The sequence below is a fragment of the Vibrio sp. TRT 17S01 genome (assembly GCF_050113695.1).
Classification (GTDB): domain Bacteria; phylum Pseudomonadota; class Gammaproteobacteria; order Enterobacterales; family Vibrionaceae; genus Vibrio.
Window position 1 is genome coordinate 301824 of the sequence record NZ_JBNJOG010000003.1, and the last position, 19540, is coordinate 321363.

19 protein-coding genes are annotated in these 19540 nt (G+C 40.6%); 12 read left to right on the forward strand and 7 right to left on the reverse strand.

The window, feature by feature from the left end; translation table 11 throughout:
• Nucleotides 1–4: 4 nt before the first annotated feature.
• Nucleotides 5–1996 carry a transketolase gene (gene tkt, locus ACQEXS_RS06950; protein ID WP_427013292.1) on the reverse strand — a complete coding sequence of 664 codons (1992 nt, stop codon included), beginning with the start codon at nucleotides 1994–1996 and terminating at the stop codon, nucleotides 5–7.
• A gap of 82 nt (nucleotides 1997–2078) precedes the next feature.
• Nucleotides 2079–3029 (reverse strand): transaldolase, encoded by a 951-nt coding sequence (gene tal / locus ACQEXS_RS06955; RefSeq protein ID WP_427009607.1) that lies wholly within the window; start codon nucleotides 3027–3029, stop codon nucleotides 2079–2081.
• A gap of 464 nt (nucleotides 3030–3493) precedes the next feature.
• On the opposite strand from tal, the gene ACQEXS_RS06960 reads away from it, so the two are divergent.
• Entirely contained in the window at nucleotides 3494–4510 is a 1017-nt protein-coding gene (locus ACQEXS_RS06960) for a sugar-binding transcriptional regulator (RefSeq protein WP_427013293.1), read from the forward strand.
• 959 nt (nucleotides 4511–5469) lie between these two features.
• Nucleotides 5470–6330, forward strand: a complete 861-nt coding sequence (locus ACQEXS_RS06965) for a LysR family transcriptional regulator (protein WP_427009605.1) — start codon at nucleotides 5470–5472, stop codon at nucleotides 6328–6330.
• Nucleotides 6331–6362: 32 nt separating this feature from the next.
• Here the strand turns inward: ACQEXS_RS06965 and ACQEXS_RS06970 are convergent, their stop codons facing one another.
• Complete coding sequence (locus tag ACQEXS_RS06970) at nucleotides 6363–6752, reverse strand: prepilin peptidase (protein ID WP_427013398.1); 390 nt, start codon at nucleotides 6750–6752, stop codon at nucleotides 6363–6365.
• Between ACQEXS_RS06970 and ACQEXS_RS06975 the strand changes: the two genes are divergently transcribed.
• Genes ACQEXS_RS06975 through ACQEXS_RS07020 form a run of 10 tightly spaced genes read left to right on the forward strand, consistent with a single transcriptional unit; the run spans nucleotide 6745 to nucleotide 15552 of the window.
• The gene (locus ACQEXS_RS06975) at nucleotides 6745–7197 is read left to right on the forward strand and encodes an ATPase (protein WP_427013294.1); all 453 of its coding nucleotides are present in this window, start codon (nucleotides 6745–6747) and stop codon (nucleotides 7195–7197) included. The two genes, ACQEXS_RS06970 and ACQEXS_RS06975, sit on opposite strands and share 8 nt — an antisense overlap.
• Nucleotides 7198–7199: 2 nt before the next feature.
• On the forward strand, nucleotides 7200–8393 hold the full coding sequence (locus ACQEXS_RS06980; RefSeq protein ID WP_427013295.1) for an AAA family ATPase: 1194 nt from the start codon (nucleotides 7200–7202) through the stop codon (nucleotides 8391–8393).
• Nucleotides 8390–9655 (forward strand): CpaF family protein, encoded by a 1266-nt coding sequence (locus ACQEXS_RS06985; protein WP_427013296.1) that lies wholly within the window; start codon nucleotides 8390–8392, stop codon nucleotides 9653–9655. The genes ACQEXS_RS06980 and ACQEXS_RS06985 overlap by 4 nt, the downstream gene beginning before the upstream one ends.
• Nucleotides 9652–10566, forward strand: coding sequence for a type II secretion system F family protein (locus ACQEXS_RS06990; RefSeq protein WP_367989796.1), 915 nt, complete (start codon nucleotides 9652–9654; stop codon nucleotides 10564–10566). The genes ACQEXS_RS06985 and ACQEXS_RS06990 overlap by 4 nt, the downstream gene beginning before the upstream one ends.
• Entirely contained in the window at nucleotides 10566–11432 is an 867-nt protein-coding gene (locus ACQEXS_RS06995) for a type II secretion system F family protein (RefSeq protein WP_427013297.1), read from the forward strand. Before ACQEXS_RS06990 ends, ACQEXS_RS06995 begins: the two co-directional genes overlap by 1 nt.
• A complete protein-coding gene (locus ACQEXS_RS07000; protein WP_427013298.1) occupies nucleotides 11432–12562 on the forward strand; it encodes a tetratricopeptide repeat protein in 1131 nt (376 codons plus the stop codon). Before ACQEXS_RS06995 ends, ACQEXS_RS07000 begins: the two co-directional genes overlap by 1 nt.
• A complete protein-coding gene (locus ACQEXS_RS07005) occupies nucleotides 12559–13083 on the forward strand; it encodes a TadE/TadG family type IV pilus assembly protein (RefSeq protein ID WP_367989798.1) in 525 nt (174 codons plus the stop codon). The genes ACQEXS_RS07000 and ACQEXS_RS07005 overlap by 4 nt, the downstream gene beginning before the upstream one ends.
• A 31-nt stretch (nucleotides 13084–13114) precedes the next feature.
• The gene (gene tadF / locus ACQEXS_RS07010; RefSeq protein ID WP_374144857.1) at nucleotides 13115–13657 is read left to right on the forward strand and encodes a tight adherence pilus pseudopilin TadF; all 543 of its coding nucleotides are present in this window, start codon (nucleotides 13115–13117) and stop codon (nucleotides 13655–13657) included.
• 1 nt (nucleotide 13658) lies between these two features.
• Complete coding sequence (locus tag ACQEXS_RS07015; RefSeq protein WP_427013299.1) at nucleotides 13659–14984, forward strand: TadE/TadG family type IV pilus assembly protein; 1326 nt, start codon at nucleotides 13659–13661, stop codon at nucleotides 14982–14984.
• Between the two features lies 1 nt (nucleotide 14985).
• Nucleotides 14986–15552 (forward strand): OmpA family protein, encoded by a 567-nt coding sequence (locus tag ACQEXS_RS07020; protein ID WP_427013300.1) that lies wholly within the window; start codon nucleotides 14986–14988, stop codon nucleotides 15550–15552.
• Nucleotides 15553–15614: 62 nt separating this feature from the next.
• Here ACQEXS_RS07020 and ACQEXS_RS07025 read toward each other — a convergent pair whose 3' ends face one another.
• The 4 genes from ACQEXS_RS07025 to ACQEXS_RS07040 all read right to left on the reverse strand — a co-directional run bounded on the left by ACQEXS_RS07025 (nucleotide 15615) and on the right by ACQEXS_RS07040 (nucleotide 19487).
• Entirely contained in the window at nucleotides 15615–16442 is an 828-nt protein-coding gene (locus ACQEXS_RS07025) for a sulfurtransferase (protein WP_427013301.1), read from the reverse strand.
• Between the two features lie 69 nt (nucleotides 16443–16511).
• Nucleotides 16512–16817 (reverse strand): hypothetical protein, encoded by a 306-nt coding sequence (locus tag ACQEXS_RS07030; protein ID WP_427009591.1) that lies wholly within the window; start codon nucleotides 16815–16817, stop codon nucleotides 16512–16514.
• A gap of 60 nt (nucleotides 16818–16877) precedes the next feature.
• A complete protein-coding gene (locus tag ACQEXS_RS07035; RefSeq protein ID WP_427013302.1) occupies nucleotides 16878–17369 on the reverse strand; it encodes a hypothetical protein in 492 nt (163 codons plus the stop codon).
• Nucleotides 17370–19487: an LruC domain-containing protein gene (locus ACQEXS_RS07040; protein ID WP_427013303.1), complete on the reverse strand. Its 2118-nt coding sequence runs from the start codon at nucleotides 19485–19487 to the stop codon at nucleotides 17370–17372. It lies immediately after the preceding gene.
• Between the last annotated feature and the right edge of the window lie 53 nt (nucleotides 19488–19540).

Genomic DNA, 19540 nt, shown 5'->3' on the forward strand with positions numbered 1-19540 from the left:
GCATTTAAGCGAGAAGCTCTTTCGCTGTGTTCACAACGTTTTCTGTTGTGAAACCGAACATCTTGAATAGTTCGCCCGCTGGTGCAGATTCACCGAACGTTGTCATACCGATGATCTTGCCACCGAAGCCAACGTACTTGTACCAGAAGTCAGCGATGCCAGCTTCTACAGCGATACGTGCTGTTACGTCAGATGGAAGTACAGATTCACGGTATTCTGCGTCTTGCTTATCGAACGCGTCAGTTGCAGGCATAGATACTACGCGTACTTTCTTACCTTCAGCTGTTAGTTCAGCCGCAGCGTTAACTGCTAGCTCAACTTCAGAACCTGTTGCGATAAGGATAAGCTCAGGCTTGCCTTCACAATCTTTCAGGATGTAACCACCCTTAGCGATGTTAGCTACCTGCTCTGTGTCACGCTCTTGCTGTGCAAGGTTTTGGCGAGAGAAGATTAGAGATGTAGGGCCATCTTTACGCTCGATAGCCAGTTTCCAAGCCACTGCAGATTCCACTTGGTCACATGGACGCCATGTGCTCATGTTTGGAGTCAGACGTAGAGATGCCATTTGCTCAACTGGTTGGTGAGTTGGGCCATCTTCGCCAAGACCGATAGAGTCGTGCGTGTAAACTTGGATGTTCTGAACTTTCATCAGCGCCGCCATACGCATTGCGTTACGTGCGTATTCCATAAACATGAGGAAAGTGGCACCGTATGGTACGAAACCACCATGTAGTGCAATACCGTTCATGATAGCGGTCATACCAAATTCACGTACACCGTAATGGATGTAGTTACCTGATGCATCTTCAGCGGAGACTGACTTAGAGCCAGACCACATGGTTAGGTTAGAAGGTGCTAGGTCAGCAGAGCCGCCTAGGAATTCTGGTAGCATAGTACCGAATGCTTCTAGCGCATTTTGCGATGCTTTACGTGATGCGATGTTGGCCGGATTAGCTTGAAGATCAGCAATGATTGCGTTTGCTTTCTCTTCCCACTGTGCAGGCAGGTCACCGTTTACGCGGCGTTTGAATTCTGCTGCAAGCTCTGGATATGCTGCTTCATAAGCTGCAAGTTTCTCGTTCCACGCTGCTTCCTTAGCTGCGCCTGCTTCTTTCGCATCCCACTCTGCGTAGACTTCCGACGGAATTTCAAAAGGACCGTGCTCCCAACCAAGTTCTTTACGTGTTGCTGAAATTTCTTCAGCGCCTAGTGGTGCACCGTGACAGTCATGTGAACCAGACTTGTTTGGTGAACCAAAACCGATGATAGTTTTAGTACAGATCAGGGTAGGGCGAGGGTCGGCTTTAGCTGCTTCGATCGCTGCGTTGATCGCTTCAGCATCGTGACCGTCCACCGCTGGAATTACGTGCCAACCGTACGCTTCAAAACGCTTAGGTGTATCGTCAGAGAACCAACCTTCAACGTGACCATCGATTGAGATACCGTTGTCATCCCAAAACGCGATTAGCTTACCAAGACCTAGCGTACCAGCTAGAGAACATGCTTCGTGAGAGATACCTTCCATCAGACAGCCGTCACCCATGAATGCATAAGTGAAGTGGTCAACGATGTTGTGACCAGGTTTGTTGAATTGTGCAGCTAGAGTTTTCTCAGCCAGCGCCATACCTACAGCGTTAGTGATACCTTGACCTAGTGGGCCAGTTGTTGTCTCGATACCCGGCGCGTAACCGTACTCTGGGTGACCAGGAGTTTTAGAATGTAGTTGACGGAAGTTTTTAAGATCGTCAATTGATAGCTCGTAACCAGCAAGGTGTAGTAGAGAGTAAATCAACATAGAGCCGTGGCCGTTTGATAGCACGAAACGGTCGCGGTCAGCCCACTCTGGGTTTGAAGGGTTGTGGTTTAGGTGAGAGCGCCAAAGAACTTCAGCGATGTCAGCCATACCCATAGGAGCACCAGGGTGACCAGAGTTAGCTTGTTGAACACCGTCCATGCTTAGAGCACGAATTGCATTTGCTAGATGTTTGCGATCCATAATAAATACCGATTATTAGATTGTTTCTTAGAAAGGATGTTAAGAGGGGAACGCAAACGTTCCCCTCTAGAAGTTCTGTTGATTAAAGCTTAGCTTCAATCATTGCTTCAAGTTTGCCTTGGTCAACTGCGAAGTTGCGGATACCTTCTGCAAGCTTCTCAACTGCCATAGCGTCTTGGTTGTGGTCCCATAGGAACTCAGCGTGAGTCATTGCAGCAGGGCGCTCTTTAGCACCTTTAGAGTCAACTAGCTTCTCAACTACTTCACCTTCAGCTGCTTCTAGTTCAGCAAGAAGTGCAGGAGCGATAGTTAGACGGTCACAACCAGCAAGCTCTAAGATCTCTCCGATGTTACGGAAGCTTGCGCCCATTACTACTGTGTTGTAGCCGTACTCTTTGTAGTAGTTGTAGATGCTAGTTACAGATAGTACGCCTGGATCTTCTTGCGCTTCGAAGTCACGACCTTCTTTCGCTTTGTACCAGTCCATGATACGACCAACGAATGGTGAGATTAGGAATACGCCAGCTTCAGCACAAGCACGAGCCTGAGCGAAAGAGAATAGTAGAGTAAGGTTACAGTTGATGCCTTCCTTCTCTAGGATTTCAGCTGCGCGGATACCTTCCCAAGTGGAAGCCAGTTTGATAAGGATGCGATCGTTAGTGATACCCGCATCGTTGTACATTTTTACTAGTTGACGTGCTTTCGCTACGCTGCCTTCCATATCGTAAGATAGACGAGCATCTACCTCAGTAGAGATACGGCCAGGGATAGTTTTTAGGATTTCTTTACCGATGTTTACCGCTAGCATGTCGCAAGTATCTTGTACTTGTTGTGCTTTGTCGTCACTTTGCGCTTTAGCGTATTCAATTGAAGCATCGATTAGAGGAGCATACTCTTCGATTTGAGCTGCTTTAAGGATTAGAGAAGGGTTAGTTGTTGCATCTTCTGGCTGGTACTTTTTGATTGCATCAATTTCACCAGTGTCAGCTACTACAGTCGTTAGTTTACGAAGTTGCTCTAATTTGTTGCTCATTCCGATCATCCTATTTCTTGGGCTTGTCCTTTGTTTGATTAAACAAAGTAGCTCATTTGCAAGCGAGTTAGCTGTTAATCAACTGCGAGTATATGCGCAGCTTGACATTAACTAACAAAAATCTCTGTCCTATTGAACAGATGTCATGAACATATGTTCAATGGGTGAGTAAATGATGTATCCATATTTATCTGAACCAATATGAAAGTCAATCCAAAATCGTGAGGTTAAGTGAACTAAATCACCATTTTTTTATACGACAAACGGTATTTGGAAAAAGTAAACGTTTTCCTTGTTTTGCAAGGCTTCAGACTAGTGCTTCAAAGAGAAAATATAATACTGAGAATGTGTAATGGCCTTGAGCAAATGTTGCATTACACTTAGGGGGTAGCATATGCTTAGGCAATGAGCGGATGCTCAAACATCCAAAATAAAGCCGAAATGCAAGCCTAGAGATTTATTTTATGAGCAACTCACATTCAGACACTTCTTTGGAAAATACAGATGTACTCACTGAGATATCTGTTGCGTATTATCAAGATGGGGCCACTCAAGAAGAGATATCAAAGAAATTTGCGATTTCTCGTGCAAAAGTCGGACGCATGTTAAAACAAGCTCGTGATGAAGGCATCGTTGAGATCACCGTAAAATATCACCCTGTTTTTAGTGCAAAGATAGAACAAAGACTCATTGAGCGGTTTGGTGTGAGGCGTGCATTGATTGCATTAGATCAGCCAAATGAAGAACAACAAAGAAAACAAGTGGCTGGTCTTGTATCAAGTTATCTCGATTCATCGTTAAAAAATGGGATGGTTGTGACTGTAGGTCAGGGACGTAACGTATCAGCTGTCGCTCATCATGTCGGTGTAATCACGCCCAGAGATTGTAAGTTTGTATGCGGAATAGGTGGTATTCATCCACGTGGAGGGATGTTTAATGCCGACCATATTTGTCGACAATTCGCAAAAAAGTATGGTGGTAATTCAGAAACCTTGTATGCGCCGGCATATGCAGAAAATAGAGCGCAAAAATTGGCCTTTATGCAAAATGCGACCGTTAAACAAACCTTAGACTTGGCTAGAAAGTCAGATGTTGCACTTATCGGCATTGGTGACATGAGTGAAAATAGTTATATGGTCGACTTAGGCTGGTTCACTGCAGATGAAGTAGTTCAATCACGATTACAACAGGGGGTAGTGGGGGATTTCGCGGGTTACGACTTCTTTGATATCTATGGGAATGCCGCTGACACCGTAATGAGTGACCGTGTTATTGGATTGGGTATCGAAGAGTTCAGACCAATATCTGAAGTAATTGCTATCGCAGCAGAAAACAGCAAACCGCTAGCATTGTTGGGTGCGTTGCGTACTGGAGCTATCGATGTTATCGCAACAAGTGTCAGTAATGCATTAACGGTTTTAAACCTAGACGAACAAATAGCAGAAGCAAAAATTGATATCAATCTAGGAAGACTCCTTTAAAACGATGCTACTTCCCAAAATGACTCATACAAAATAGATTTTGTGTTGATAAATACTTAACACGGCTACTCGATTTCATGAGACGTTGTTAAACGCATGTTTAAAACAAAGCCAAGGCTTAAATTAGAGTAATTACGCTAATTTAAAGACATTAAACGACCTGTTAAAAACATAATTTATTTAGTTAAGTTTTCAAAAAGAGCTTAGACCAATGATTCAACTAAATATCATTTTGTTATAACCAAAGATATCACTCAGACTATATCAATATAAAAGGAGTATCACCGGAGATTAAGACTTGAATTTGGTAGGTAACTTTTCCTTCTAAAAATTGCATTTCTATTCTTCAAACAAGAACCCGAAAAATACAGGGAAATGTAAATTCCCATTAATAACTCTAAATACATATAGAAGATGTAAATAAATTATTATCAAATTTGAACTCAGGTCTCGTTTGAAACATTTAGTTACTTTGTAAATATAAAACTTCATAATGTTGACTTTGCTTCCAACCATTCTTGTTATTTTGCTCACTTTTTGTACATGTCGTGTGTAAATATTCTTTTTTTTATAAATTTGCCTTGGTTGCAAATCACACAATTATTGCAATTATGATAATAAATCTTAAAAATTAGAGTTATGTAATGCTCTATGTCATTGATATTAACCAATAGTGTGATATCCATTCCAAAAATGACCATGGGTGTTTTATGCTCACAGTTATTCGTACGCAATGTTAGATATAGTTAAATCACTCAAAGAAACCTTATGGTATTTGGGGATATGGCTAACATAAGCAACTATTTGTACGCATTAATACGTTGCCTTATAAGTAATTCTTATGCGTGTATAACGAATATTTTTTTGTAACTGTTATGACGTATTGTTACTTTGATGCCAAATTACTAATGAATAATAAAAATAAACAAAAATGAGCAACATCGAGGTAAGTCGCTGCCATGAAAACAATGAATAGAGTCATCGATGCAAAATATTTAAGGACCTTTTCCCAAGTTGCTAAGCATAAAAGTTTTACTGCTGCTGCAGAATCTTTATTTATGACACAGCCAGCTGTTTCTCAGCACATTAAAAAAATTGAATCTTTAATCGGGGCCAGTATTTTTGAACGAAAGGAAGGATTTGGATTAACAAAACATGGGCAAGTTTTATTAGAATATGCTGATAGAACAATGTCAATGTATGAAAAACTTTTTGAAGACCTCGAACGTGTAGAAATAAGAGATCAGTTCAATATAGCAATTGCAGATTCTTTTTGTCCGGATCTTGTGGAAAGGGTAGTTAATGAATTTAGAGTGTTAAACAACACAGATTTAGCTTTTACAAGTTTTGGATCAAATCAATGTTTAGAAGCTCAACAATTTGATTTGATTTTTAGTATGGACAGAATGCCAGAAGAACATGGTAAATCATATCAATTGCATACATCCAATTACGTGATAGCACATTCCAATTTTGTTGATCCTTATGAATGCTATCCAACGCGTATTGTTTATTGCAACACGCTGACAAAATCTTATGTTCAAGAGCTTCTAACTGAGCGAAATATAGATTTTAGTTACGTATCAAGTTGGGTAACTACAAGCTCTTCAAGATTAATGAAAAGCGAGTTAGATACACCAGGTACAATTCTAGTCTGTCCAGATTGGTCCGTGCGTAGCTCGGAATGTACCAAGCTTTCGCTACGTCAACGCGTCAACATGTATGTATGGTGTAGTGATGAGATCTCTCAGGAGATCGATGAGTTGGGCATTAAAAATAAAATCCACCAAATGTGCGGTCCGTACGTCACAGATTCTTAAAGCTGCTTTTCCATATTTATTAACACCAAAGTTCATGACGATAGTGCAGATAAAGTAGCAAAAACAAAACAGCTTAATGAGATTGGTATCCCGTATGGGATGCCATTTTCAAACATAGGTAGCTTTTTGCTTTTATACCATATCGTCATAACAACAAGTTGTACTCCACCTAAAAGCCCGATCATAATTAAGGCTGGAAATAGTAAGTCGGGTTTAATACCTACGAGAAATGCACTCAATAATTTTACGTCGCCCGCACCAAATACTCCTAAAAGCCAGAGTAATAATAAAATAACAAACCCACCAACAGCAAAAGGGATAGAGTCCCATATAAATCCATAACAAAGAGCCGCAACTACATTTGTAAACAAAACTGTTTTGTTTATACGATTTGATATTTTACGTTGTGTACCCTTGTTAATTTCATTCGTTGCATTGGTTAGCTTCGGATGCTCTCAAACAAATGTAGCTAACACACAAATCATCGATCAACTTGAGCAAAAGATAGAATTCGATGTTGTGAACGTTGCTGAGTCAATCGAACGGGCGACTCGCTTTATAAGACAGGTAAATCGCGAGCAGCCAAAAGCACGTTTCGAAGTGCTATACAAAACTAGCTCAAGCGAATTCATTGACAAGCTCAATGCAAAATTCAAATCAGAAGGCATTACAAAAAACCGAGTTCGTATCATTTTAGGAGAAGAAAACCAAGTTAAATCTGTAGTTATTAGAGCGACGTATTTAGTTGTCGACAATGGTAATTGTGGAGTTATGGCCTTTAAAAACCGAAATGAATACCGTTTTGGCTGTTCTCTCGAGCACAACCGTAACATCAGCTTAGTGAATCCGGTTAAAAGTGTGCGATGAGTATGGATTTAAACAACCTTTTTAAAAACTCGTCTACGCGCGTTAAAGCTCATGACGAATACACTGACCTTATCGTTTCTGATGACAATGTACTTCTTGAATCAGTGAAAGAGCTATACGCGATAGAAGGCTTTGTAACACCAATAGAAGTACCAGATTTAGAATCAGACAAATCATGGAATCGTTCGGATGTGAAACTAAAGCATGTCGTTTTGGACATGCGCGGTTCAAGTAAAATTGTCGATGAAGTTTCAGAAATATCGACGCGTCTTGATGTGAGTATTTCTTTGCTTGTTTTAAGCGATATCGATTCCATTAAGTTACGAAACCAGATCCATGCAATAGGCGCTATTTATGTGCTTTGGGACCCAGATCTTGACGGGTTACTTGCGTCACTTCAACCCCATAAGATTGATAACTTATCGACCAAGAAAACACGCATTGCTAAACGAATTTTAATTTTGGGTACGAAGGGCGGAATAGGGGTTTCTTGTTTTAGTTCAGTGATTGCAAATGCTTTGGCAACTCAAACTAATTTGAAGACCCTCTTAGTTGATCATGATTCTGGTGCTACGAATAGTGATATTTTTCTCGGTGTTAAAGGGTTGAAACCAAAACAAAACAGTATTGACCTAAACCAAATTGATATTGATAGCGCCATTGCTAGAACTTATGTTCATAGAGTTGAGGATAAGCTTGATTATTTAGTGTTGGACAAAAACAGTGCGTGCTTAGCCGATCACGCATCTACCTTATTTAATTTATCTTCTGAACTCGTTGACCAATACAATTTTATTATCGACTCAGCTCCCTTTAGTGCGTATGAGGAAATCCACGACAGAGAATTCTCTGATAAATATCACCGTGTGTTTGTTGTCTGCGAACCCTCGGTTTCCTCTTTACGCTCTTATAACTTATTAAAGAAAAAAATGGGGAAATCCGAACATCAAGTGGTGTTTATCCTTAACCGACCAGTCAAAGACTATATGGTCACACTTTCAAACGCGAAGGAGCGTATCCGAGTCAAAGATACACTCGATATCATGTATGAACAAAATCTCGAAAAGACAATGATACAAGAAGGAGTTAAAGGGCTCATGAAGTCAAAATACTCCAACCCTGTTGCGGAAGTTGTTATGAATCTGACAGGAAAAAAAATCAAAACCAAATCACGCTTTTCTCTGTTTAAAAAATGAATCAATTAAAACAAATATATATCGAGCTTCGCGACGAAATTTTCGATGCTTTAGATGCAGCAACGCTAGTTGAAATCAGCAATGATGAGCTCGAAGAACAACTAAAAGAGTCAGTAGGGTTGCTTATTGAACGCAGGCAGCTGCAAGTGAGTTCGATTAAACGAGTCGAACTTGTGAAGGCGCTATTAGATGAACTCAAAGGGTTAGGGCCTCTTCAAGCGTTAGTCGATAACGATAATATCTCCGATATTATGATTAATGGTCCTTCCGATATCTTCATTGAAATAGGGGGGAAAGTAGAAAAGTCCCCGATTCAATTCGTTAATGAGAAACAGCTCAGCACGATAGCTAAACGTATTGCTTCTAATGTTGGTCGTCGTATCGATGAATCCAAACCTTTGTGTGATGCCAGATTGGCTGACGGAAGTCGTGTAAACATCGTAATTCCTCCACTAGCGATCGATGGAACATCAATTTCAATTCGTAAGTTTAAAGAACAGAAAATAAAACTGGAGAATTTGGTTGAGTTTGGTGCCATGTCGGTTGAAATGGCAAAACTACTTTCAATTGCAAACCATTGTAAGTGCAACATTCTAATTTCAGGTGGTACTGGTTCAGGTAAAACGACTTTGCTTAACGCATTATCTGGTTTTATCGGAGAGGGTGAGCGTATCGTCACCATTGAAGATGCAGCAGAACTGCAACTACAAAAACCTCATATTGTACGACTTGAAACAAGGCAAGCGAGTGTTGAAGGTACGGGTGAGGTAACCGCTAGAGATCTGGTGATAAATGCACTGCGTATGCGCCCAGACAGAATCATAGTCGGTGAGTGTCGAGGTGGCGAGGCTTTTGAAATGCTTCAAGCGATGAATACAGGACACGATGGGTCTATGTCTACTCTCCACGCCAATACGCCAAGAGATGCCATTGCGCGTACGGAAAGCATGGTGATGATGGCGACGGCAAGCTTACCGATATCTGCAATACGGAGAACCATCGTCAGTGCTGTTGATCTCATTGTACAAGTAAAACGTCTGCACGATGGCAGCCGTAAAGTTATGTATATTTCCGAAATCTTAGGAATGGAAGGCGATAACGTTGTAATGGAAGATATTTTCCGTTTTGAGACTAACCCTGATTTAGATAATGACCGGATCAAAGGTGAATTTCGTACACCAGGTTTGTCCACACGTTCTGTTATTTATGAACGTGCAAAATTTTTTGGCTTAGAAAAAACGGTCAAGGAGATTTTCTCGTGATATGGATTTTAATATTGTCATGGATGGCGCTGTTACTTTACCTTTTGATTGTAAGGTCAAAACAGAATAAAAAACTCACTGCTCTGATTGACATGCATGCGGATTTCGAAGGAATCAGAGGGGTTCGTTCTGTTATTGATGCCCATCAGTTTGACGAAAGTTTTAAAGCACGCGTCAAACAAAAATACAAACGAATGATCAAAGTTTTCCAACCGAATATAGCTTTGAAACTATTAGTTTTTTTCGCTGTAAGTACCGTTGCTGTCTATGGCATAAATGACTTCTTTTTAAAAATGGATTTTCTGATTTGTTTGGCAATTTCAGAACCCATATTGTTTGTCATTTTCTATATTAAGTTAAAACAACGACAAGCCGAACGATTCAAAAATAATTTTCCTGATGCGTTAAACATCTTGAGTGGAGCAATGTCTGCGGGTCAAAGTATTGTTCATGCGTTTGAATATGTGGGAAATCAACTCGACAATGAAGTTGGGCGCGAGTTTAAACTCATGGCAGAGCGTTTGCTTATTGGCGAAGATCCAGATGATGTACTAGAACGAAGCAGCAACAATTTTCCTTATCTCGAGTACTTTTTCTTTGCATCAACTATCCGGATCAACCTAAACCGTGGTGGTCAACTGAAAGATGTGATTAACCGGATAAACCGCTTAATGTTCGACTCAAGAGCCATTGATAAGAAAAAAAATGCACTAACATCTGAAGCACGTGCATCAGCCAAAATCATTGCATGTTTACCAATTATTTTCCTTTTGATTTTGAAGTTTACTAGCCCCGAAAATTATAATTTCGTCATGTTTGAAGAAGGGGGCAGACCGATTTTCTATTATGTATTGGTCAGTGAGTTTATCGGCTTCGCCTGCATCTGGTTCATCTTAAAGGGAGTGGACTGATGGCGTTAAATTCCGTTTTAGTCTGGGGAGCTGTTTTCCTTGTTTCGTTAGGGCTGGCCATCTTATTTATGCTGCTTTGGGATAATACTAAAGCTGATATTGCCACCAGAAAAATTATCGGTTCTACACGAGAAGAAAGCCAACGAACAAAGTTATTAGATGCGATTGCCAGCCGGGTGAGTTTTAACAAAGAAGAAACGAAGCAAAAATTTATTACAGCTGGAATCTATAGTGACTTTTTAGTAGACACCTACTATTTGTTCAAAATCATACCCTTTACGCTCTGTCTATTGGTGATTGGCTATAAGTATTTAGACAACGAACTTAACCTCTTTATGGCTCTGATATATTTACTTGTTGCAGTTATTACATTTGTCATCGTGCCGGATGCGTATATTTCAAACCGAGGGAAATCTAATATCAAGCACATCAGCTCTAGGTTACCGTTTTTGCTCGATTTAATGAATGTTTGTGTTCATACCGGTATGACAATTGAATCCAGTTTGGATTATCTATCAAAAGAGCTGATTACTGTTGATAAGCATTTAGCTTATGTCGTACGTGTTACTGTCGAACGTTCAAAGTTAGTTGGTATTGAGAAGGCATTAGAAGAATTTTACGACCTTGTTCCAACAACTGAATCAAAGAGTTTTGTGATGACGTTAGTTCAAAGCCTGCAATTTGGTTCATCTATCGGACCTGTACTCGCGACTTTGGCAAGTGATATTCGTGAAATTAACATGATGGATCTAGAAGAAAAAATAGGAAAAATGGGTGCAAAAATGTCCATTCCACTTATCGCTTTCATCATGGTTCCTATAGTCGTTTTGATTGTCGCGCCCGGCATAATGAGGATGTTGATGTGATGAAGAAGTTCTTAGGCGTACTGCTCTGTGTTGGATTGTTTTCTGGCTGTACGAGCGTTAATCCTGAATTAGATACAAAAGAAAAGCTATTGCTTGGTTCTAGTGATAAACAAAAGCTAGTTGAGTTCTATAAGTCAAACCTGCAGAACAACCCAGATTACCGTGTCAAACTGGTTAACTTATATCTGGATATGAATGATGTTAAGTCTGCTGAGTTATACAAAAATACATACAGCGACAATGAACTTGACGAACCTGAATATATTTTGACCATCGCGCGACTCAATTATCAAAAAAAGCGATTTGATGTAGCAAAACAAGAACTTGAAAAATACCTCGATGAAGGTGGGGAGGAATATGAATACGCCTTGCTTACAGGGAAAATCTTAGCGCGGCAAAAGCATTTTGACGAGGCAATCAAGCAGTTTGAGGAAAGCCGTAAACTTGGTGCCTCAGATAGGGAGGCGCGCAACAATATTTCCGTTGTGAAGATGATGCAATTCGATTATGTAGGGGCTACTGACATTTTGTATGACCTTTATCTAGGCGACCCAAACGATAGAAAGGTTAGTTCTAACTTAGTTGTCGCTTCAGTTAACGCTGGGAGACCGGATATTGCCTTGGAAATACTGAAACATAATAACAGTGACGAACAAGCGCGAAAGCAGCTCAACTCTTTGATGAAGTCGGTAAAAAAGAACGAGGGAAGGGAGCAAACAATGAGGCTAGCGAGTACAGAAAAGGCATCACCGCAAACCCTAAATAACCATTCCAAAAATAAAAAAGAGTATGCATCGCCGAAGGACAATGTACTAACCAAGCGTAATACTCTCCAGTTAAGTAGCCACACTCTAGATGGCTCTGTACTTGATCCGAGAAATCTGAAGCCGAACACGCCTTCTACGTATCGTATCCAAGTACTTGCAACGTATTCGGTCATCCCTTCCGACTACCTAAATTACTTAAAGTCGAATTTCGGACCGGTTTATTCCTATACCCACGGGCTCTGGAAGCGCTATTGCATTGGTAACTTTACGGACCTTGATCAAGCAAAGTCATTTTTAGATAGCTTGGACATTAAGGGCGCCTTCATAGTCGACTACACCAAGAAAAGGTACGTAAGACTATGAAGAGAAGACAAAAGGGGTCATTAACCGTTGAAGCAGCAATGGGAATCCCAATATTTCTTGCGGTCGTATTTGCTTGGGTTGAAATTTGTATCATGACATTTTCAATGAGTATGACGGATCATGCATTAACAACTGCAGTTATGCGTGTAAAAAAAGCAGGAGATTCAAGTGGTCACAATACCGTCGATTATGACAAAAGGATTCAAGACGAGCTTGAAAAAGCCGGCGGCTCACTTTGGACAAATGTAGTTCAAGAAGGGAGTGTTGATATCAAAGTCGACTATTTCCCTAACTATGACAGTTTATTTAAATGCAATGACAATTATCAGAATGCGGAAGAATGTCCAGACCGTGAAGAACAACCAGAAAATATGGCCATCGCTGTCTATGGTTTGGAATACACCTATGACCCAATCGTTTCTATTTGGTTTCCTGAAATGCGGATTCGCCGCGAAGTCATAACCATCCAAGAATACGAGCGTTGCTCATTCAAAGTTGGGCAGGGGGCTGGCTGTGCATAAACAAAATGGTTCATTTACCGTTGAATTAGCAATGGTTTTGGTGTTCGCTTCCGGTATTTTCCTTGTAGTAGTGAATCATATGCTGGCTATAAATAAAAAGGGCCAATTGGATCGTGCAACCTATTCATTGACTACAATCCTTTCTGAACGAAAACAGTTATTCAGCGATAGTTTGGACGTATGTTCTGGGAATTGCAGTAAAACAAAAAATATCACTTTTTCAATCGCATCTTCATCGTTAAAACGAATGATCCCGAATTTTGACAAAACTAAATTGGGAATGCGAATTGATGAAATAAGTCTCGAAGAACACAATCTACCTGATGGAGGGACGGTATACACTCGTCACCATAAAAAGTTGGAGAAAGGGAATGTTATTGGGTGCAATTTCCCAGATATGGAAAAGATGACAAAAGCAAAGGCCATCGAGCTGTTGCCAGTGACGTCACGTAATCGACGGTTGCCGATGTATCAAGTGTCACTGTGTTATGAGATTCCATTCAATCTTCTAGGTATTACTAGTGGAGAGGTGAATCAAATAATCAGTACCTCATATTCGTTTGCGAGGATTTAACGTGAAATCAATTAAAAAAAATCGCGGCGTTGCGGGTATTCTCTTTGTTGGTCTATTGCCCGTCATGGTATTTATAATGGCGTTCTCCATGCAAATGTCACAACAAATGATGGCCCACGCGAGGATTCTTGAAGCTGCTGAAGTCGCCAGTTTAGCACTGATTGCGAGCCCAAAAAAAGACGATGATGATAATGCTGAATATGCTAGAAAGCTCGTTGATCGATATGTCGTAGATAATATCGAAGATATCGAGGTCAACGTCGTCAATCGCAAATGTGAATATAAAAATGGTTGTGTTCAAAAAAGCGGTGAACTTGCCCCGTTTACCGATTTCATTGTGAGCGCTACATCAAAACACCAGTCTTGGATTTCCTATGAAGACATTGACTTAAAACCTGAATTTCAAGTGAAGGGGCAATCAACCACAAGGAAGTACTTGCCACAACCTGTCGATGTTTACTTTATTGGTGATTTTAGTGGTTCGATGAATGACCCATGGAGAGATGGCAAATCAAAATTAGAAGTCGTTAAAGACACAATTGTGCGTGTAATTGACGATCTGAAAGAATTTAAAACTGAAGATAAAAGCCGAGTAGCGTTACTTGGATATAGTTACTATCACTTAAAGCAAACGAACGAAGTTGTCCTTGTCGATAAATATGGTTTGAAACATAGTTGGCCTATGAGAATTGCTTATAACTATCGTCGAAATACCGCAAGATTAACGGTCCAAAATATGTTTACTCCGCCAAGAGTATACCAAAGAACGGAAAGCCCAACGAATTCAATGGGGTATAACGCACTAAAGGAATTAATTGATAAAAATGACGAGTTCTTCAAAAAATATCCGTTTTACGATATTCCTTTAACTGAAGATTATGCTGATTTCAAAGAAAAACTCCTCGATTCTAAGCTAAAAGCAAATTGGGGAACACGTTCTTGGAATGGCATTATCGCAGCCGCTCAAGAAGCTAACAAAGCTAAGGACTTAAACCCAGAGCAAGTATTTATTGTCCTCTCAGACGGAAAAGATTCTGGTGGTGGCGGGTACCTTCAGTCCCTTGTTGATGCAGGGTTATGTACTAAATTACGTTCCAAGATCAGTTCGAAGAAAAATCGATATCAGAGTGATTCATCCACCCCAGATGACAATGAAAAAACCAAAGTTACCATGGGCGTTATTGGGATTAACTATCAAGTATCTGCAAGTGATGGTTTCGGTGACTGCTTCGGTAGAGAGAATATCTACCACGCGAAAGATGGTGACGATGTTTACAAATTCATTCTGAACTTAATTAATGAAGAAACAGGAAGACTTAAGGATTAACATGAAGTACCCAGTCATTATTACCGCTTTACTCATATCTCCACTGGGTTATGCCAACTGCCTTGGTGGGGTCAATGAATATGTTACATCGAAGCAGTTGGTCTCTTCCCATAAAGTGACAACGCAAGTCTCTGGTAAATTAGTACAACTTGAGTCGACCAACCCAAACACGCAATTGAACTTAAATAGCGAAAAGATAAAAACAACACCATCAGACGAGGCATGTTTTTATGATCAAAAGACTAAATCTCTTGTCTTAAACTACGCGCACGACAAATATCAATTAACAACAACGCACAAAGAGGTATTGGCTCAGTATTTACCATTGGTTCATGATAAGTCACAAATATTTATTGAAGGGCATGCTGATAGTACAGGTACCAAACAATACAATAAAGGACTATCGGCACGCAGAGCCAAAGAAGTTGCCAACTACTTAAAACATAACTTGAAACAGGGTAATCGAATCGTAGAAAAAGCATTTGGCGAAAGCGCGCCAATATGCCAAGTAGAACAAAATCTAGCAACTGGTTGTAATCGTCGTGTCGTATTAACCGTCAAGCAGTAACATTTACCATTGAATAGATTTCAACGTACATTAAAAAGCCAGTGATTGTCACTGGCTTCTGTTTATTCGACAGGAAGATCCAATCTCTGTCCCCATTCAGTCCATGAACCATCATATATCGACAATTGTTCATAACCGCATAACTTTGCTGCTAAAAGGACGATACAAGCGGTCACACCAGAGCCACAGCTAAAAATATACTGCGTTTTGTCTTGTTTAAGCTTAGCTTTAATTATTGGTTCAAGTGCTTGGACTGTTTTTAACTTATGCCCGTTCATTAATTCAGCAAAAGGCTGACACACTGAACGAGGAATATGCCCACTACGTATTCCTTCACGAGGTTCTGGTACTTCAGCATCGAAACGAGCTTGAGAACGCGCATCAACCGTTTGAATATCCGGTCTATCAATAGCCTTTAGAACGGTAGCGGCATCAACAAAATAATCTGGAGATAACACTCCAGAAAAATCACCATCGGATTCAACACTTCGATAACATCGAGTCGTTTCGTAACCATGAGCTTTCCACTCAGTCAGCCCACCATCTAGCACATAAACATATTCGTGCCCCATAGCCTTGAGCATCCACCATGCTCGTGGGGAAGCAAATGTCCCACTGTTGTCATAAACAACAAGAATTGAATCGTTATTGATGCCTTTATCTTGCATTAACTGATTAAAGCGAGCTTCGCTCGGCATCATGTGGGGAAGGGAGGTGGATGGTTCGCAAAACTCTTTGTCATAATCAAAGCGAATTGAGTTAGGGATGAGGTTTTCAGTATCCTTCTCGTTCTCAGAAGGGATCTTGAAATCAATACTACAATCAAGGGGAATAACTCGCTCCTCTCCCAGTCGGTTAAAAAGCCACTCAGCCGTTACTAGTATCATCATGATCACCTCAAAACTTTTCTTATATTGCTATTTAAACATAGTTGTAGCGACGAAATGTGAGTTTTAAGTTTATTCTGGATTGCAATGAAGAACTTTGTAGACCTCATCTCCAAAAGATGTGGTTTCTTTTTGTATGCGAACATTAGAGCCCACGGGGCAATACAAGCTTGCCACAACGTGAATTAATAGCGGCTCATTAGTTTGCGTTATTATATTTAAGTATCGCCTTTGACCATCTAAAGATTGAGTGAGCGTATTAGCCGTTACCTTTGCGGAAAATTCATGTACATTTTTTTGCTGCAAGCTAAAGCTCAGTATCATTAAAACGATTACTGCTGCTATTAGCATGGCCAGATATACCTTAGGACTATTCATATCGTCTCTAAATAATAGATACACTGACCTTACTATAGCGAGTCAGGTAGAAAAACAAGTTCAATAAATCCAAGAACTTTGATTTCCGTTTAAGGTTTTTTGTAACGGGGAACTACCGTCATAAAACCAAACTTCTGCTAACAAACTAGCCTGAGATTCTTTGATACAGAAATCCAGCTTGGCGACTCCATTGTTCAATGAACCAGCGGTTAGCTTTGAATTATAGACTGGGGTATAGCTACCATCTGCGTTCTGTTCAAATTGCCCATAGATGGAAACATAAGCTCTGTTAGTTGAATAACTGCTGATATCGATGTTGAAAACATGCCCCTCAACTGGGTTGTAGTCAAAATTCTCCGGCACAACTAATTCATTCATATAGCGTAGTGGCATAACGTCAGTTATCGGCGGCTGAGTCGATGTTTCGGGAGCCGTGACGGTTGAATTACTTGTATCATTGGTGTCAGCAGTGCTCCTTGTGTCATCACCGCCGCCGCCACAACCCAATATGAATAAGATAAGAGTGATTATTGGACATGCATATTTCATCATTTATTCTCCCTCTTGGTAAATGCGGCTAGTGACTGCATTTTGTAGTAAGTACCAATTCTGTTTTTGCTGACCACCAGATTCTGCGTAAGCCGCAAAGTCTGGATAAGCATTTACTAAATCAACCTTTTCTAGCGGCCATTTCCATTCGTCAGTAACCATGAGCGCAAATGGTAAATTAGTATTGGTTTTGAAGTATCGACCAGTAACGGAATTGCTTGAGTCTTCCCCTAAACCTAATAAATTATCTGAATCGAATTTTTCAGTCGGTGCGTGGTCGGCTAAATGGACTTCCCATGAACGACCCGGCTGAAAAGGAAGCCCTTCACCGTGATAATACCCGGGAGTGGCAAAAATAAATGGGTCATAAGGCATTGCCATTAACTCAGACGTATCGGCACCATCTTTTAACGTAATATTTATCGTAAAAGAAAAGTTTAACGACTCATGACAGTTCGATAAGGTGCGGAAGTATTCACAGCTGACGCTCACATAGTCAGACAACTTATTTGAAATGATAAATATGGCTTCAGAAGAGTCGGCTTCAAGTCCAGAATGCGCTAATTGCACGCCATTATGCAGCTGACGCGTCAATGCTTCGTCGATATCAGCACGAGCCAGCCCAGCAAGACGAACAGCAAATCCATTGTGAAAACCTGCACCGTAAGCAGCAAGGTAACCTTCGATTTTTGATTGAGTCACTGTACCATCAGTTAATGTTTCAGTTACACGGTAACGAATAACGACATCATTCATATCGTAATCGACAGTAAATGGCCAGTTATCTTCAAAAGCGACCGTCGCATATTCAGATGCGCTTGGGTAATAGCGAATGGCAACACCATCGACGGATATTAAAATTTGGTGATCTTCCACTTCGCCAGACTGCGCACCACCGAAATAATCCAATCCGGTCTGTTGACTAAAGCGAAAGCGTGTCCACGTTTCTCCCATGACTGCACTATTTGGGACTGGGTAAAACAGAGTATTGCTACCTGCAGTTAGCGAAACATCACTAAATACTTTTTCTCCTGCATCGTCAAAGTCACCATCTTGGTTCCAGTCAAACCATGCAGAGAGATAGCCAGTCGTGGATGCTTGAACAACAACAATTGCATCCGTTCCTGCCTCAATTGCGGTAACAAATCCGACACCATCTTCATCTGCATATCCGGCTTTATTATCATTAAGCGGTGCAAGTAATCCATCTTGCTCGCCATCCGGCGAAACGTTTCCAAGCCAGGTGATTCCATCAATAGCATGACGAGGACCATTTGAAGCTAGAAGTGTCACGTAAGAGTCGGGTGCGTCACCAAAATCAATGGTCGAATCTTCGTCAATCACGGGCGCATTCGCACAGCGCGCGCCATCATTCTGGTTAGAGCTTGGACCATCGGCAAATTTAACTGCTGTTACAATGCCATTATCAATATTGTCTTGGCTGGACAGGTCAATACGATAGATGTTCCCATCTGAATTGCGTGATATGTAGTAATAGCCATTAACGTCAAAGTAACCAGCACCAAATGTTCCGGTAACACCCACATTTCCGATGTATATTTCACCACCCACATCTGTATCGAAGCGGTATAAATTCCCCGTCGAATTATCGACACCATAAAGGTTGCCATCTCCGGGGTGGAAGGCAAAATCAGTAAGAGAAACCGTTGCAATCGAGCTAATCTTTATAACCTCAAGCACCGCATTTGGATCGCTATCCAGTGGACTCAAATCAACTTTGAAAATTCCTTTTCCTTTACGATAAAGGTAGAAAACATGCTCATAAACGTCACCGACGAAAAATGTATGGTCAGTGGGTAAACCCGATGTATTTAAAATTTGTGCTTGGAAGTCTTTTCCTAATCTAACGAGACGTTTATTCGACGTATCGTATCCATATATATAACGGTCTTGAAAGTCGAAACCAACCGCATTGATATTAGCATTAATGCCCGTATCACTTTCCAGTAGTGATGTTTGTCCTGTAACGAGGTTGACACCGTAAACCTGAACGGGATTTGCTTGAAATAAATACGCTTTACTTGGACAAATATCGAATGGAGTCGCTATGGCGAGCGCAGAATAGAATATAGAGAAAACAAGAATCAGTAATTTTGGCATTGTCAGTCTCCTTCCAAATGACGTTGGAAGATACTAAACAAGTAACATGCCAA

Coding starts and splice junctions, on each gene's coding strand:
- ACQEXS_RS06995 (WP_427013297.1), top strand. CDS start 10,566: ATGGCGTTAAATTCCGTTTTAGTCTGGGGAGCTGTTTTCCTTGTTTCG.
- ACQEXS_RS07035 (WP_427013302.1), bottom strand. CDS start 17,369: ATGATGAAATATGCATGTCCAATAATCACTCTTATCTTATTCATATTG.
- ACQEXS_RS07025 (WP_427013301.1), bottom strand. CDS start 16,442: ATGATGATACTAGTAACGGCTGAGTGGCTTTTTAACCGACTGGGAGAG.
- tal (WP_427009607.1), bottom strand. CDS start 3,029: ATGAGCAACAAATTAGAGCAACTTCGTAAACTAACGACTGTAGTAGCT.
- ACQEXS_RS07005 (WP_367989798.1), top strand. CDS start 12,559: ATGAAGAGAAGACAAAAGGGGTCATTAACCGTTGAAGCAGCAATGGGA.
- tkt (WP_427013292.1), bottom strand. CDS start 1,996: ATGGATCGCAAACATCTAGCAAATGCAATTCGTGCTCTAAGCATGGAC.
- ACQEXS_RS06965 (WP_427009605.1), top strand. CDS start 5,470: ATGAAAACAATGAATAGAGTCATCGATGCAAAATATTTAAGGACCTTT.
- ACQEXS_RS07000 (WP_427013298.1), top strand. CDS start 11,432: ATGAAGAAGTTCTTAGGCGTACTGCTCTGTGTTGGATTGTTTTCTGGC.
- ACQEXS_RS06980 (WP_427013295.1), top strand. CDS start 7,200: ATGGATTTAAACAACCTTTTTAAAAACTCGTCTACGCGCGTTAAAGCT.
- ACQEXS_RS07040 (WP_427013303.1), bottom strand. CDS start 19,487: ATGCCAAAATTACTGATTCTTGTTTTCTCTATATTCTATTCTGCGCTC.
- ACQEXS_RS07020 (WP_427013300.1), top strand. CDS start 14,986: ATGAAGTACCCAGTCATTATTACCGCTTTACTCATATCTCCACTGGGT.
- tadF (WP_374144857.1), top strand. CDS start 13,115: ATGGTTTTGGTGTTCGCTTCCGGTATTTTCCTTGTAGTAGTGAATCAT.
- ACQEXS_RS07030 (WP_427009591.1), bottom strand. CDS start 16,817: ATGAATAGTCCTAAGGTATATCTGGCCATGCTAATAGCAGCAGTAATC.
- ACQEXS_RS06985 (WP_427013296.1), top strand. CDS start 8,390: ATGAATCAATTAAAACAAATATATATCGAGCTTCGCGACGAAATTTTC.
- ACQEXS_RS06960 (WP_427013293.1), top strand. CDS start 3,494: ATGAGCAACTCACATTCAGACACTTCTTTGGAAAATACAGATGTACTC.